The following is a 13,913-nucleotide window of genomic DNA, read 5'->3' as shown; positions in this document are numbered from 1 at the left end:
CTTTGTATCGAAGGCGACCCTCCCATGACCTCCACCATTCGCATCGCCGCCGCCCTGCTGATCGGCAGCGACGGCCAGACCCTGCTGGTGCGCAAGCGCGGCACCCAGGCCTTTATGCAGCCGGGCGGCAAGATCGACGCCGGCGAGCAACCTGCCGAGGCCCTGGCCCGCGAGCTGCACGAAGAACTGGGCCTGCGGATTGATCCGGCGGCAGCGGTGTACCTGGGCCAGTTCTCGGCCCCGGCGGCGAATGAGCCGGGTTTTGTGGTGCAGGCCGAGTTGTTCCAGGTGCACATCGACGTGCCGGTGACCCCGGCCGCCGAGATTGAAGAGGTGCGCTGGATCGACCCGGCCGGCGACGGCGATTTGCACCTCGCGCCCCTGACCCGGGACCTGATCCTGCCGTTCTACCGCGCGTCTCTAACGGGTGCGTGAAACGGTGGCGAGGGAGCAAGCTCCCTCGCCACAGGTACCCGCTGTTCATCAGCGTACGGCGCTGACCCCATCCAGGGTCGAGAACGAGGTGTCCTTGGCCGTCAGCAAAAAGTCGCGCATGTACGGCGCGTCGAGCATGTCGGCGCGAATCCCGGCGTACAGCGTGGCAAACAGGCCTTTCTCTCCCAGCCGCTTGGCTTTCACATACCCCCGGGAGCTGTATTCATGCAGTGCCCAATGGGGCATGCCGCACACACCGCGACCGCTGGCCACCAACTGCATCATCATCACCGTCAGCTCCGAGGTGCGCACCTGGGCCGGTTCCACATCGGCCGGTTCCAGGAAGCGGGTGAAGATGTCCAGGCGGTCGCGCTCCACCGGGTAGGTGATCAGGGTTTCGCTGATCAGGTCTTCGGGCACGATGTACGGCTTGTTCGCCAGCGGGTGCTGGTTGGCCACCGCGAGCATGGCCTCGTAGGTGAACAACGGCACATAGGTGATGCCCGGCAGCTCCAGCGGGTCGGAGGTCACCACCAGGTCCAGGTCGCCACGGGCCAGGGCCGGCAACGGCGCGAAGGCGAAGCCGGAGGCCAGGTCCAGCTCGACTTCCGGCCAGGCGTCGCGGAACTGGTCGATGGTCGGCATCAGCCACTGGAAGCAACTGTGGCACTCGATGGCCATGTGCAAGCGACCGGCCGTGCCGCCGGCCAGGCGTGCGATGTCACGCTCGGCGCCGCGCAGCAGGGGCAGGGTGGCGTCCGCCAGTTGCAGCAGGCGCAGCCCGGCGCTGGTGAAGCGCAGCGGCTTGGTCTTGCGCACAAACAACGGCATGCCCAGGCGTTCCTCAAGCTCCTTGAACTGGTGGGAAAGCGCGGACTGGGTCAGGTGCAGGCGTTCAGCGGCTTCCACCAGGCTGTCGGCTTCGCGCAGGGCGTGCAGGGTCTTGAGATGACGGATTTCGAGCACGGGCTCTCCATGAATATAACTTGTGACAAATTCGAATAGGGTGAGTTTGTCTCATGTTGCGATGCCTGTCGACAGTGGAGCGGTTGTTTAAATGGCGACCGCGCCGCCCGGGAGGGCGGCGTGGTGCATGCAGGTTTAGAGGTTGGCGAAGTGTTTGATGAACAGCGTGCGGCTGATATCACCGCGCCAAATCGGGTTGTGGGCGGGTTGTTGCTTTTGCCATTCCAGGCCCAGGTTGCGCTGCTCCGGCAGTTTCAGGTGGGCTTTGACCACGGTGTCGAACGGCGTGCTCGCCGAGTCGTAATGGGCGTGGGCGTACCACAGCACTGGCTCGCCGGTTTGGGTGAGGTCATGTACGGCGTACTCCTGGTAAAAGTCCGGGCGTCCGTCCTGGCGTCTTCCGTTGGCGATACGTTCACCCAGTTTGTTCAGGCGTACATAGCGCTTTGGGTCCGTCGGATGGGGCGTAAGCAGGTGGTCCAGGTACGCGCCGGTCGGTGTTTGACTGATCATCGACTGCTGAATACGCAGGCTGCGCCCGGCCGCTGTCAGCTCTTGGGCTTTGCTGCGCAGTTGACCAATGATGGCTTCGTCGGGCGCCACGCGCTGGATACGGTTGGCGCGCACCGTCAGCTCGCCGGCTTCGCTGACCAGCATGTACTCCAGGTCCACAGGTGCCGTGTTCTGCTGCGCATAGTTCTGGATCTTGTGTTTGTAACCGTCCAGGCCATTGAGCCGGGATTGCGCTTCATTGACCAGGGTGCTGCGTGCAAGGCTGCTGTCGGTGGTCGGCGCGGATTGCCGAGGGGGAGGAGCATCCAGGCGTGCGCGGTTGCTCTGTGGGTCAACGTTCCAGGTTTCGATCGGGCCCGCAGGATTTTCGATGGTGAATTGGCGCGTTCTGCTATTCGGGGGCGTTGTTTCGGTGCCGATCAGCAATTGGTTTTCGTCGGTGGCAAATACATTGAACGTGGCGTTTCGCGGCCGGGTGGGCGTGAGGCCCATGTCTCGGTGGGCCAGCTCGACCATTTTTTCCAGGTCGGCGAGCAGTTCGATGAGGCGCGGTTGGTCGAAATGTTGCGGATAACCCAGGTTCCAGGTTTTCAGGTCGCGGCTGAATGTCTCATAGCCCTGGATGCAGCCTTCCAGGAGGGTGACACGTTGAGAGCGGGTCGCGTTGGAGCGGTCCAGTGTGTAGTGGACATAGAGGGTGCGTGCGACTTCGATATGGCGTTGTAGTGTCTGTTGGCGCAAATAGAACCAGGAAAATTCGCTGATAGTTTCGAAGTGGTGAAGCGTTTCGAGGCTGAACCTGAACCTGAGGTAGCGGCGATAATCCGCGCCGAAATTGGTGTTCAACTCTGCCAGATCAGCGCTCAGCTCGGTATGGGATCTGCGGTGGTCTGGCAAGCGCGTGTGATCGGTTTCGGTGTACTGGAACTCCCGCTCGTTTCTGATTTTATCGTGCCAGGCGTTGGCCGTTTGAGCGTGTTGCTCCAGGTCATCGAGCGTCTCGCGAACCTTGATGCTGATGGTTTTGCGTTGTTTGAGGAGGTTGATCACGCTGGCGGTGTCGATCCTGTCGATGGTCAGTGCGCCGAATTGCGTGACTTGCACCTGCAGGTCGCGGCGAGCACCTTTGGCAAGCTCAATGCTGTTTCTCACGATGATTGCGGCATTGGCCTGGCGCAGGCCCTGTCGTCCATTGATCGCCTCCCGGCCGACCGGCCTGGGCAGTTGTTCTACGGCACGATCGTGACGGATCGCCACATCATTCGCAGCGCGCAAGGACTCGTACAGTTCGTTCCGGGCAGTCGGTTTGTTTTGCGGTTCTGCATTCAGGTAAATCAATTCCAGTCGCTTCGCCCGCTGGATCCGGTTGCTTAGCTCATTACCCAGAGCCATGGCTTCGTCCTGCAGACGCAACTGCTGGCGCCAGGCGCGATCCGTCCACCAGACCGGCAACCGCTCACGAATCGCCAGCGGCCAGATCGGATCAAGCCGGTCCGCCAGGTGCCCGAGCACGCCACCGCCACCGGCGAGGCCACCGTTGACCAGGGTGCCGTACACCGCACCGTGGGTGTTCCACTCGCCGGCCTCGTCAAGCACGATCGGCTGTTTGTAGCTGCGGGTGCGGGTGCCTTTCATGCGCAGGGTGTGCAGGTCGACATCCAGTTGCACCTCGAAGACACGGCCCTGGCTGAGAATGAAATCCCCCTGAGGGTGCCGATAAACGTTGCGGTAGATGCCTTCGTGGTGAGGTTGCAGGCCGTGCAGGGAGATCGGTTGTTCGTATTCGTACCCGGCGAAGCGTCCAGCGATGTTTAACGACTTGCGCAACGAAGGCGGGGACAAGGCGCCCGCGCTCTGGCTCAGCCCTTCCAATTGGCGCAGGCGCACGCGGGATTTGCTGGCGTTTTGGGCGACGCCCATCCCGGTGCCGAGGTCGACGCCGGCGTCGATCAGCGCGTGCAGGCACGAAGCCAGGGCGTCAAAACCGTCCTGCAACTCGCCGCGCAGGAACGCCGCCACGGCCAGGTTCGCCATCACCCACGCATCGTAAAGACCAATGGCGGTGCCGATAAACGGCACGAAACCCATGGCCAGCTTGATGAAGTACACCGCCTGGGCGCCGCTGCCCGCCAGCTCGCGCATCAGTTGCGTGCTGTTGGAACGCGACGTTGCGCGATGGGCTTCCAGTACTTGACCCATGTGGACGTTGAGCAGGTTTTTCGCCAGCGAGGTCGAGGCGGGCCAGGGGACGCCAACACCCATGATTGCATCGTAATTTCTGAGCACGGCCTGTTTGATACGGTGGGCATGTTTCTCTACCTCGCCGCCCAGTGCCCGACCTGCCAGGTACTGACTCATTTCGTCGCGCAGGCACCAGTTGAACAGGGCTTTGCGGGCCGATTCCAGGTTGTCGAAACGATAAAAAAACTGGCCGTCGATGCGGTCCGGCAAATACAGGAGGGTGACGCCGCTGGTCTGTTCTTCGATAAAGGTCACGCCGAGCAACGTGGCACTGTAGCTCCCAGTGTCGCTGCCGCCGACGGTGAGAGACGCCGGTTTGAGCACGATCCGGCGGTTACCTGCGTTCCAGGCTTCAGGGGAGTTGGCGTCGATGGCGATGCCCAGGATCTGCAGTGCGTCGGCATTGAGGTGGCCACGCACCTGCGCGATACGGCTTTGCAACTGGAGCAGCAAGCGCCAGTTCTCCAGCAGTGTTTGCGCTTGGTATTCGTCGCTGAAAGTGGACTGGCCGGGGCGGCCGAGGAAGGTCGCGACGATCCGGTCTTCGTATTGTTGAGCGACGTCCAGCTCCGAAATCAGCCGTCTTGCGTACGGCGCGTCGACTCCTCTGAGCAGGCGTTGGCGCTCGGCTTCATCGGTGCTGGTGACTTCGACTTTCATGAACTCCAGGCGATCCTGCAAGGCTTTGTCGACGGTAAACAGTGCCAGTTCGTGGAGCTTGACCTTGCTGCGCGCGGCACTTGGTTTGTTCACGGTTCGTGGTGAAAAAGAACCGGGTGCGCCTTTGCCCACGAGTACCTGCTGTTCAACCTTTTCCGGCAGGTCCAGCGTGAGCGTAAAGTTTTGCTTGAGGGAAAAGTCCCGGCGCAGGCGTTGATCCACCTGCTGCTGGCTGAAACTTTTGGCGGAGGGCAGGTCTCGCTGAAACAACTGTTGGGAGTGGCGCATGGCATCAACACTGGCGGCGATCGCCGGCTTGAGTTCGGCCACCTGGTCATTGGACAGTGCACTGACCCATTGCGGACGTTGACGGGCCAGTTCGACGCTGCGTTGTTGCTCCAGCAGTTGTGTGTACGCCAGCTCCCGTGCGGCGTGACGGTGTACTTGCCATTCCGGGAGACTTTTTTCCACCAGCGCGTTCAGCGCGGCGGTTTGTTGGGACTGCTGGGTTGCGTCAGGGTGCAGGGCCATGATCTGCACGGCTTTTTGCGCGCAATCCTGCAGCTGGCTTTGCAGGCTGTAGTCGAACGGTTCGGTGAGCACCTCCGCGAGGTGCAAGCTGAGCACATCATCGTCGCCGTGAATGCCGAACAGCTTGGCTTGCAACGCCTGCAGCGAGGCAAAACGTTGCAGGCCGCCCGCCTGGCCTGGCCAGTAGAGCAATAACGCCACGTCTGCCACGGGCTCGATCAGCGCGGATGCGTCGATGATCGCCAGCGGGCCATTGAGATCCTGGCTGCGCACGACGGTACTGCCGTGATCAACGCTGCGTGTGCTCTGGCTGAGTACCACGCGGCAGGCGGCCACCGGCAGGCTGCGATCCCGGCGATTGGGGTAATCCAGTACGGCCTTGAGTCGCAGGTATTCGTCGTGGCTGATTTGGCCGAGCAGTTGCTGGATCTCGGCTTCGGCGCGCACACCCTCCAGGCGCGCTGCGTGGAGCGCGTGGTAGGCCGGTTCGAGGGTCTGGCGCAGCTGTCGCAGCTGCAGGCCGGTTTTGTTTTTCAGGAGCAAAGTGGCGGCGGTTTGGGCGGCATTTTGTGCCGCGCTCAAGGTGTCCAGATGCGGTTTCAGGTTGTGCAATGGGTCGGCGTGTTCAGGGTCCAGCAGGGCTTCCAGGGCCAGGCGCTGCTGCCTGAGTGTGGCCAGACGCACGTTGAGCGGCAGGTCGGCATTGAGCAGGCCAAAGGGTTGCGGGGTAGTGTCTGGGTCTTCCGTTATCGGAGTGGGGGAGGACGGCACTGCCGTGAAAAATCCCTCTACGCGCAGGTTGCGGTAGCGCTGGTCGGCGGCGTCCAGGGCTGTGGGGCCATGGGTGGCCAGGTCAGTGCCAGTGTTTTCGCTCAGCGCTGCTTGTAGCCGGGAGCCGCGTTCGGCAAGCCAGGCGTCCATGGCGTCGGTGAGGTGGGCGGTGGTCAGTGTGTAGTCGATTTCACTGGCCGGTTTTTTTGGGGTCGATCCCAGGAGCTCATCCTGTTGCGCAATCAACCAGCTTTCCAACTCGGTGCGTTCGCTGAAGAGCTGGAACACCGGTTGCCTGAAGGGCGTGTACAGCAACTGGGCGGTCAAGGGCACGGTGTCGATGCTCAGTACCAGCGCGGTGTGCAGGGGCAGGGCCCGGCCATCGGCCGATTTGAAGCTCAGCCGCTCGGCATACACGGTGCGGTCAGGGGCGTTGGGCAGGTCCAGCATCGTGAGGACGGGCTTGAGTTGATCGGTACTCAGCTGCCCAAGCGCAAAGGCCACCTGGGCAGCGGCTTCGAAGTGGCTTTTATACAGTTGGTTGACTCGGGTCCGACGCGAAGCCGGCGTGTGCGGTGCCCGTGCGTTCCAGTAGCGGTCCCAGTGCTCAGCGACGAAGCGGTTCAGGTCAGCGGTCTTCAGGTGGTCGAGCAGTTGCCGCGGGGACAGCTCAAACAGTCGGTGTTTTCGGTCCAGGCCGACCACGATGTAATCCTGGTCAAGCGAGGCAGGCAGCATCGGGTTCTGCTGCACAAAGACCAGTGCATTGCTCAAGCTGATAAACGCGTTGTTGGTGCCGCGCAGGCCGGCGGTATTGCCATCTACGTCCAGTTGCTCCCTGAGCAGGCGCGTGACCAGGCCCGGGGTGTCGGGAATACCCGCCATCAGGTCGAGCATTGCCTGCTGGCAGTCGGCCCAGCGTTGGGTCGCCGAAAGCAACAGGCTTTCATCGACCCACAGGCGCCCCAGGTGGCTTGAATAGTTGAACTCGTCGATGCGCGCGAAGCGCTCTGTTGTGTTGTGTTCGTCAGTCATAGTGAGATGGGTTACGTGGGGAGGGGCGGGATGCTCCTCTTCAAGCCTGCGATTACACGTGAGTGCGCAGGGCATGAAGTGGTATCCCGATGTCGCAATGACCGCTGGGCACTCTTCATCAAACTGTCATGGAACTGTGGCAGCGCGCTTGAACAAACTTCATCAGACTCGCGCTCTACTGGGGTTCTGCGTTTCGGTGTTTTTCATGCGCGTGTTGTTTTTACTGGCCGCTTTACTGTTCGGCCTGCCGTCTTTTGCGGCGTCTCGATGTGATGTCAATGTCCCGACCCAAACGGTCGACCTGGCTCAGGTAAGCATCGCCTACCAGAGTATCGGGCGTGCGTCCGACCCTGCCTTGCTGCTGGTGATGGGCCTGGGCGGGCAGTTGATCCACTGGCCGGACGAAGTGGTGGTTGCCCTGTGCGAGCAGGGTTTTCGGGTGATTCGTTATGACAACCGCGATGTCGGCCTGTCCACCTGGCGCCAGGCGCCCGCCAGCGCCAACCTGACCTTCGAAGTGCTGCGCTACAAACTCGGCCTGCCGGTGGCGGCGCCCTACACTTTGACGGACATGGCCGACGACGCGCTGGGGCTGATGGACGGCCTGCACATCCAACAATTCCACGTATTGGGCGCAAGCATGGGCGGGATGATCGCCCAGCACCTGGCGGCCATGGCGCCGCAGCGGGTGGAAAGCCTGACGCTGATCATGACCAGCTCCGGCGCCGAAGGCCTGCCCGCCCCCAGTGCGGCCCTGGTGCAACTGTTGTCGCGGCGCAGCGCACCCAATCGCGAAGTGGCCCTGGAACAACAGGCCGACCTGCTGGCCGCGTTGGGCAGCCCTTATGTGAAGGATGACCGCAAGGTGCTGTTGCAACAGGCGGCGCAGTCTTACGACCGGGCGTTCAACCCCGACGGTGTAAAGCGCCAGATCATGGCGATCCTTGCCGAGCCCAGCCGGGTGCCGTTGCTGAACCAGCTGCGGGTGCCGACGCTGGTGGTGCACGGCACCGCCGACCCGCTGTTGCCGGTGATGCACGGCGTGCACCTGGCGGCGCATATCCAGGGCAGCCAGTTGCGGCTGATCCCGGGCCTGGCCCATCGTTTCCAGGAGGCGTTCAAGGCGCCGTTGCTGGCGGCGGTATTGCCGTACCTGCAGGCCCATCGCGAGGATGCGGCGCATTGGGCGCAGATCGACGCGGTGACGCCCGCCAAGGTTTTGTAAGGGCGTAACGGGGTGTATCGTGGGACCTTTCCGGCGTTTATAGCCAGCGAGGTTGCCTAGTCATGAGTACTCCCCTGAAAATCGATTTCGTCAGCGACGTGTCTTGCCCCTGGTGCATCATCGGCCTGCGCGGGCTGACCGAAGCCCTAGACCAGTTGGGGCCGGAGGTGCAGGCCGAGATTCATTTCCAGCCCTTTGAGCTGAACCCGAACATGGCGCCTGAAGGCCAGAACATTACTGAACACATCACTGAGAAATATGGCTCTACGGCTGAGCAATCCCAGGCTAACCGCGCGCGGATTCGCGACATGGGGGCGGAGTTGGGGTTTGCGTTTCGCACTGACGGGCAGAGCCGGATCTACAACACCTTTGATGCGCACCGCCTGTTGCATTGGGCCGGGCTTGAGGGGTTGCAGTACAACCTGAAGGAAGCGTTGTTCAAGGCGTATTTCACTGACCAGCAGAATCCGTCTGATCATGGGACGTTGGCAGCTATTGCCGAGGGGGTTGGGCTGGATCGTGTGCGGGCAGAGGAGATTCTGGCTTCGGATGAGTATGCGGCCGAGGTGCGGGAGCAGGAGCAGTTATGGGTGTCGCGCGGGGTGAGCTCGGTGCCGACCATTGTGTTTAATGATCAATATGCGGTGAGTGGTGGGCAGCCGGCTGAGGCGTTTGTCGGGGCGATTCGGCAGATTATCAGTGAGGCTTCCAAAGGCTGATCGGTGTACATATCCGTTTTTTGGTAACGGCGGCTATTGGTTCCGCTCTTACAGCGGGTCACTTTGCAAAAGCGGCAAAGTAACCAAAACGCTCTGCCCCGCCTGTCGGCACCTCGCCTAGGCTCGGTGTTCCCTCACTCCGGCATTGCTCCGCGGGCCGCCGCGACGGGGCGTCCCTGCCCCGTCGCGGCTAAACCGGCGTCCTGCCGGTTTACCCGCTCCTCAATCCCTGCGTTCGGCCTCGGGCTTATTGGGGCAGTCAGAGCCAGATCAAGATCAAGATCAAAAGCAAGAGCACAGCGGCCTACGGGCCGGCTTGAGTGGTAGAAGCCAGATCAAAAGCCAAAGCGAAAACCAAATCTGAAACGGATGCAGCTCTGCTTTTCTGTGGGAGCTGGCTTGCCTGCGATGGCATCACCTCGGTGTGTCTGATGTACCGAGTTGTCTGCATCGCAGGCAAGCCAGCTCCCACATTTGACCGTGCCCGCTGTAGATTTTGATCTTGATGTTGCCTTTGCTTCACACCACTCAAGCCGGCCTGTAGGCCGCTGTGCTGTTGATCTGCTTTTGATCTTGATCTTAGGCGCCCCGTTAAACCACGCTGGCCGAACGCAGGCTTTGGAGCGTGGGTAACCCGGCAGGACGCCGGGTTAGCCGCGCTGGGCCAAGGATGGCCCATCGCGGCGGCCCACGGTCCAAAGCCGGAGTGAGGGCACACCGAGCCTAGGCGAGGTGCCGAGTGGTGGGGCAAGAGCGTTTTGCTTACTTTTGCGCTTTTCAAAAGTGAGCCGCTGTAAGAGCGGAACCAATCGAAGCCATCACCCAAAAAACGGATATACCCCCAGCTCAATCAAACTTATAGCTGATCGCAGTCTGCACCTGCCCCTGATTCACATCCCCGGTTTCCTTGACGATGCTGCTATTGGCCGCCGAACCAACAAGGTGAATCCAGCTGGCACTGGTCAACAGCGACCACTTCGCATCCAGGGGAAACTCAAAACTCTGCGTCAACGTCAGGTTCTGAAACCCGGCACTGGCGTTATAAGGCCGAAACCCCGAAGCCGCCGCCTCGTTCGCATCCACCCCGAAAAACGTCTGCGCCTGACGCGCATCGGCAAAGTGCGCCATCAAGCCGGTGCTGCCGATGATGCCGCTCCCCAACGGATAACCCAGCTCACCCCCAAGCTTGCCCACCACGCCACTTTGATCCCGCGCACCGCCCACGGCCTGGCCCACTTGCGCATACACCCGCCAGAACTCAGCCGGTGCGTACTGAATAAAGCCCCCGACCTCAGCCATATCCGAAACATCCCGCAAGCCCCGCAACGACCCGTTGGCAGTCCGCCCCGGCAGGTAATTGATATAAGGCCCGGCCGTAAAGCCTTGGGTATTCAGGGCACTCCAGGTCAGCCCGTCGTCGGTACCCAGGCTGACACTCCCCCAATCCAGATCGAAGTAAGGAATGGGCCGCGTTTCGTAGCGGCTGCCCGTCGGATCATGGGGCTGATAGCTGACGCCCGCGCCGACCTCGCCGGTGATCCCGTCCGCCAGCGCAGCGCCGGAAACACCCCACAGCCCCAGCAAACCGGCGAATACAGCAAAAGTAACCCTGAACATGGAGCCATTTCCTTTTGTGAACATGCGCGCATGAACGCGCAAACACCCTGCCTTAGGCAAGCACTCATCTAGGTTGTAGCAAGCTACAAAAATTGTAGCCAGTTCCGACACAACCACACGCCGATACCCGCCAAACCCCTTGAAAACAGGGGTTGCTGGCACTTGGCACACTCCGTGCTCTATCCCCTGCAAGCGCAACAGCGCGTTCCTACTTCATAGGTAAATGCAGATGATTCACTGGCATATCGTGTGTGACTTCGACGGGACCATCACCCCCACCGACGTCATCGACAACGTCCTCCAACGCTTCGCCGGTCCCGAGTGGGAAACCATCGAACAGGAATGGCTGGATGGGCACATCGGTTCGCGCGAATGCCTGAGCCGTCAACTGGCGCTGATCAAGGCGACTCCCGCCGAGTTGCTGGCCTACTTCGACAGCGTCGAGATCGACCCGGATTTCCCGGATTTCGTCGACCATGTCATGGGCCTCGGCGCTTCCATTGAAGTGGTCAGCGATGGCATCGAACAAGGCATCGCGCGGATTCTGTCGCGCAACTACGTGACCTTGTTGCCGATCCTCGCCAACCGTCTGCGCCAGGTCGACCAGAACAGCTGGCGCATCGACTTCCCGTATTCCAGCGATGCCTGCCGCGCGGCTTCCGGCAACTGCAAGTGCAAGTCCACCCCGCGCAACAAGCGCGTGCTGGTGATCGGCGACGGCAAGTCCGACATGTGCGTGGCCTCCACCGCCGACTTCGTCTTCGCCAAGGCCAGCCTGGCCGACTACTGCGAAACCAACAACATCCCCTACGTGCGGTTCGACACCTTCGCCGAACTGCCGGCATTGCTGGCCAAGCTGCCTCAGGGCATCGCCGCCAACGCCACCTCCTTCAGCACCTCTTCCGACAATCAGGAACTCTTCCACCATGTCTGATATCCGTATTGCCACCGCAGAAGACCAGGTTCTTCTGGATAAAGAAGCCAAGTACTGCTCCTACGGCGACACCGTTCACTACATCGACCCTCCGCGTATTTTCAGCCGTTGCGAAGGCTCCTACGTGTGGGACACCGAAGACCAGGCTTACCTCGACCTGCAAATGTGGTACTCGGCCGTTAACTTCGGTTACGCCAACCCGCGCCTGAACAACGCGCTGAAACAGCAGATCGACACCCTCCCGCAAATCGCCAGCCAGTACCTGCACAAAGGCAAGATCGAGCTGTCGGAAATGATCGCAGTCGACGCCAAGAAAAAATTCGGCCTCGACGGTCGCGTGCACTTCAACGTGGGCGGTTCGCAGTCCATCGAAGACTCCCTGAAAGTGGTACGTAACGCCACCAACGGCAAGAGCCTGATGTTCGCGTTCGAAGGCGGCTACCACGGCCGTACCCTCGGCGCGTCCTCGATCACTTCGAGCTACCGCTACCGTCGCCGCTACGGCCACTTCGGCGAGCGCGCCAACTTCATCCCGTTCCCGTACCACTTCCGCGGCCCGAAAGGCATGACCAAGGAAGAATACGGCAGCCACTGCGTGCAGCAGTTCGCCCGCCTGTTCGAAACTGAATACAACGGTGTGTGGGACCCGAAAGTCGGCCAGAGCGAATACGCGGCCTTCTACGTCGAGCCGATCCAGGGCACCGGCGGCTACGTGATCCCGCCGATGAACTTCTACAGCGAGCTCAAGCAGGTCCTCGACCAGCACGGCATCCTGATGGTCGTCGATGAAATCCAGATGGGCTTCTGGCGTACCGGCAAGCTGTGGTCGATCGAACACTTCGACGTCAAACCTGACGTGATCGTCTTCGGCAAGGCGCTGACCAACGGCCTGAACCCGCTGGGCGGCATCTGGGCCAGGGAAGAGTTGATCAACCCGAAAATCTTCCCGCCAGGCTCCACTCACTCCACCTTCGCGTCCAACCCGTTGGGTACCGCGGTAGGTCTGGAAATGTTCAAGATGACCAGCGAAGTCGACTACGGCGCGATGGTCATGGCCAAGGGCAAATACTTCCTGGCCGGCCTGCAAGAGCTGCAAAAACGCTTCCCGATCATCGGCGACGTCGACGGCCTGGGCCTGGCACTGCGCTGCGAAATCTGCGCCCCGGACGGCTTCACGCCGGACAAGGCCACCCTGGACTACATGGTCGAGGAAGGCATGAAGGGCGACATGGTGGTTGACGGTCAGAAACTCGGCCTGATCCTCGACGTGGGCGGCTACTACAAAAACGTGATCACCCTGGCACCGTCCCTGGAAATCAGCTACCCGGAAATCGACCTGGGCCTGAAGCTGCTCGAGCAACTGCTTGTGCGAGCGACCAAACGGTGATCAGCCACGAGATCGACCTCGGTGAAGGTGATGCCGGCTTCGTTCTCGGTAGCGGTCCGGTGGGGATCCTGTTGATCCACGGCCTGACGGGCACCCCGACGGAACTCCGTCGGGTGGCCCAGGGGTTGGCCAAGGTCGGTAACTGCACGGTGTACGTGCCGACCCTGGCCGGCCACTGCGGGGACAACAGCGACCTGCAAGCCACTGGCTGGCAGGACTGGTACGAAGGCGTCCGCAAGACGTTCGTCGGCGTGAAGCAGCGCCACGAGCAGGTATTTGTCGGCGGTTTGTCGATGGGCGCGGTGATGTCGATGTACGTGGCGTCGCAGTTTCCCGGCCAGGTCGCCGGCTTGTTGATGTACTCCACCACGTTGAAGTACGACGGCTGGAGCATCAACAAGATGGCGTTCATCACGCCGTTGCTGATCCGTATTCCCTTCGGTGTGCGCCTGTTCCGCTTCACTGAGAAGCCGCCCTACGGCATCAAGAACGAGCGCCTGCGGGCTATCGTCGAGCGGCAGATGAAGGAAGGGGAGAGCAGCGAAGCGGGGCTGTTGACCATGGAGGGCGTCACGGTGCGCGAGTTGCACTGGATGAATGCCGTGGTGAAGAAGCTCATGCCATCGATCAAGACCCCGGCCCTGGTACTGCATTCCATCGAGGATGACATCACCAGCCGCTGGAACGCCGATTACGTGGAGCGCCACCTCGGCGGCCCCGTGACCAAGATCCTGCTGGATAACTGCTACCACATGATCACCGTCGACCTGCAATACCGCCGGGTGATCGAGTTGAGCGCCGAGTTTGTCGGGCAACACGCACACGCCACAGAGGCACCTGAAGATTATCGACAGCTGGCTTGAACCCTAAGGATTTGAC

9 protein-coding genes are annotated in these 13,913 nt (G+C 61.4%); 6 read left to right on the top strand and 3 right to left on the bottom strand.

From position 1 onward, the window contains the following. Positions 1 to 24: 24 nt before the first annotated feature. On the top strand, positions 25 to 435 hold the full coding sequence (locus tag JFV30_RS23045; RefSeq protein ID WP_177116181.1) for an NUDIX hydrolase: 411 nt from the start codon (positions 25 to 27) through the stop codon (positions 433 to 435). A 48-nt stretch (positions 436 to 483) separates the two neighbouring features. Here JFV30_RS23045 and metR read toward each other — a convergent pair whose 3' ends face one another. Next, complete coding sequence (gene metR, locus JFV30_RS23040) at positions 484 to 1,401, bottom strand: transcriptional regulator MetR (protein ID WP_010170229.1); 918 nt, start codon at positions 1,399 to 1,401, stop codon at positions 484 to 486. A gap of 135 nt (positions 1,402 to 1,536) precedes the next feature. Continuing rightward, positions 1,537 to 7,152 carry a dermonecrotic toxin domain-containing protein gene (locus JFV30_RS23035; protein WP_201125264.1) on the bottom strand — a complete coding sequence of 1,872 codons (5,616 nt, stop codon included), beginning with the start codon at positions 7,150 to 7,152 and terminating at the stop codon, positions 1,537 to 1,539. 205 nt (positions 7,153 to 7,357) lie between these two features. Here JFV30_RS23035 and JFV30_RS23030 point away from each other — a divergent pair, with 205 nt between their 5' ends. After that, the gene (locus JFV30_RS23030) at positions 7,358 to 8,377 is read left to right on the top strand and encodes an alpha/beta fold hydrolase (protein ID WP_201125263.1); all 1,020 of its coding nucleotides are present in this window, start codon (positions 7,358 to 7,360) and stop codon (positions 8,375 to 8,377) included. A 62-nt stretch (positions 8,378 to 8,439) separates the two neighbouring features. Further along, complete coding sequence (locus JFV30_RS23025) at positions 8,440 to 9,096, top strand: DsbA family oxidoreductase (protein ID WP_201125262.1); 657 nt, start codon at positions 8,440 to 8,442, stop codon at positions 9,094 to 9,096. An 846-nt stretch (positions 9,097 to 9,942) separates the two neighbouring features. Here JFV30_RS23025 and JFV30_RS23020 read toward each other — a convergent pair. Next, positions 9,943 to 10,713 (bottom strand): MipA/OmpV family protein, encoded by a 771-nt coding sequence (locus JFV30_RS23020; protein WP_010170213.1) that lies wholly within the window; start codon positions 10,711 to 10,713, stop codon positions 9,943 to 9,945. Positions 10,714 to 10,942: 229 nt separating this feature from the next. Here JFV30_RS23020 and JFV30_RS23015 point away from each other — a divergent pair, with 229 nt between their 5' ends. The 3 genes from JFV30_RS23015 to JFV30_RS23005 are packed head-to-tail and all read left to right on the top strand — an operon-like array spanning position 10,943 to position 13,897. Then, positions 10,943 to 11,647: an MtnX-like HAD-IB family phosphatase gene (locus JFV30_RS23015; protein WP_010170212.1), complete on the top strand. Its 705-nt coding sequence runs from the start codon at positions 10,943 to 10,945 to the stop codon at positions 11,645 to 11,647. Further along, on the top strand, positions 11,640 to 13,034 hold the full coding sequence (locus JFV30_RS23010; protein WP_201125261.1) for an aspartate aminotransferase family protein: 1,395 nt from the start codon (positions 11,640 to 11,642) through the stop codon (positions 13,032 to 13,034). The genes JFV30_RS23015 and JFV30_RS23010 overlap by 8 nt, the downstream gene beginning before the upstream one ends. Continuing rightward, complete coding sequence (locus tag JFV30_RS23005) at positions 13,031 to 13,897, top strand: alpha/beta hydrolase (protein ID WP_201125260.1); 867 nt, start codon at positions 13,031 to 13,033, stop codon at positions 13,895 to 13,897. Before JFV30_RS23010 ends, JFV30_RS23005 begins: the two co-directional genes overlap by 4 nt. The last annotated feature ends 16 nt before the right edge of the window (positions 13,898 to 13,913 follow it).

Source organism: Pseudomonas sp. TH32, assembly GCF_016650855.1.
In the GTDB taxonomy this organism is placed as follows: domain Bacteria; phylum Pseudomonadota; class Gammaproteobacteria; order Pseudomonadales; family Pseudomonadaceae; genus Aquipseudomonas.
This window is presented reverse-complemented; position numbering and strand designations above follow the sequence as displayed.

Bases quoted from the DNA above. Each gene is read 5' to 3' on its own strand.
- JFV30_RS23025 (WP_201125262.1), top strand. From the start codon at position 8,440: ATGAGTACTCCCCTGAAAATCGATTTCGTCAGCGACGTGTCTTGCCCC.
- JFV30_RS23030 (WP_201125263.1), top strand. From the start codon at position 7,358: ATGCGCGTGTTGTTTTTACTGGCCGCTTTACTGTTCGGCCTGCCGTCT.
- JFV30_RS23020 (WP_010170213.1), bottom strand. From the start codon at position 10,713: ATGTTCAGGGTTACTTTTGCTGTATTCGCCGGTTTGCTGGGGCTGTGG.
- JFV30_RS23045 (WP_177116181.1), top strand. From the start codon at position 25: ATGACCTCCACCATTCGCATCGCCGCCGCCCTGCTGATCGGCAGCGAC.
- JFV30_RS23015 (WP_010170212.1), top strand. From the start codon at position 10,943: ATGATTCACTGGCATATCGTGTGTGACTTCGACGGGACCATCACCCCC.
- JFV30_RS23010 (WP_201125261.1), top strand. From the start codon at position 11,640: ATGTCTGATATCCGTATTGCCACCGCAGAAGACCAGGTTCTTCTGGAT.
- JFV30_RS23035 (WP_201125264.1), bottom strand. From the start codon at position 7,152: ATGACTGACGAACACAACACAACAGAGCGCTTCGCGCGCATCGACGAG.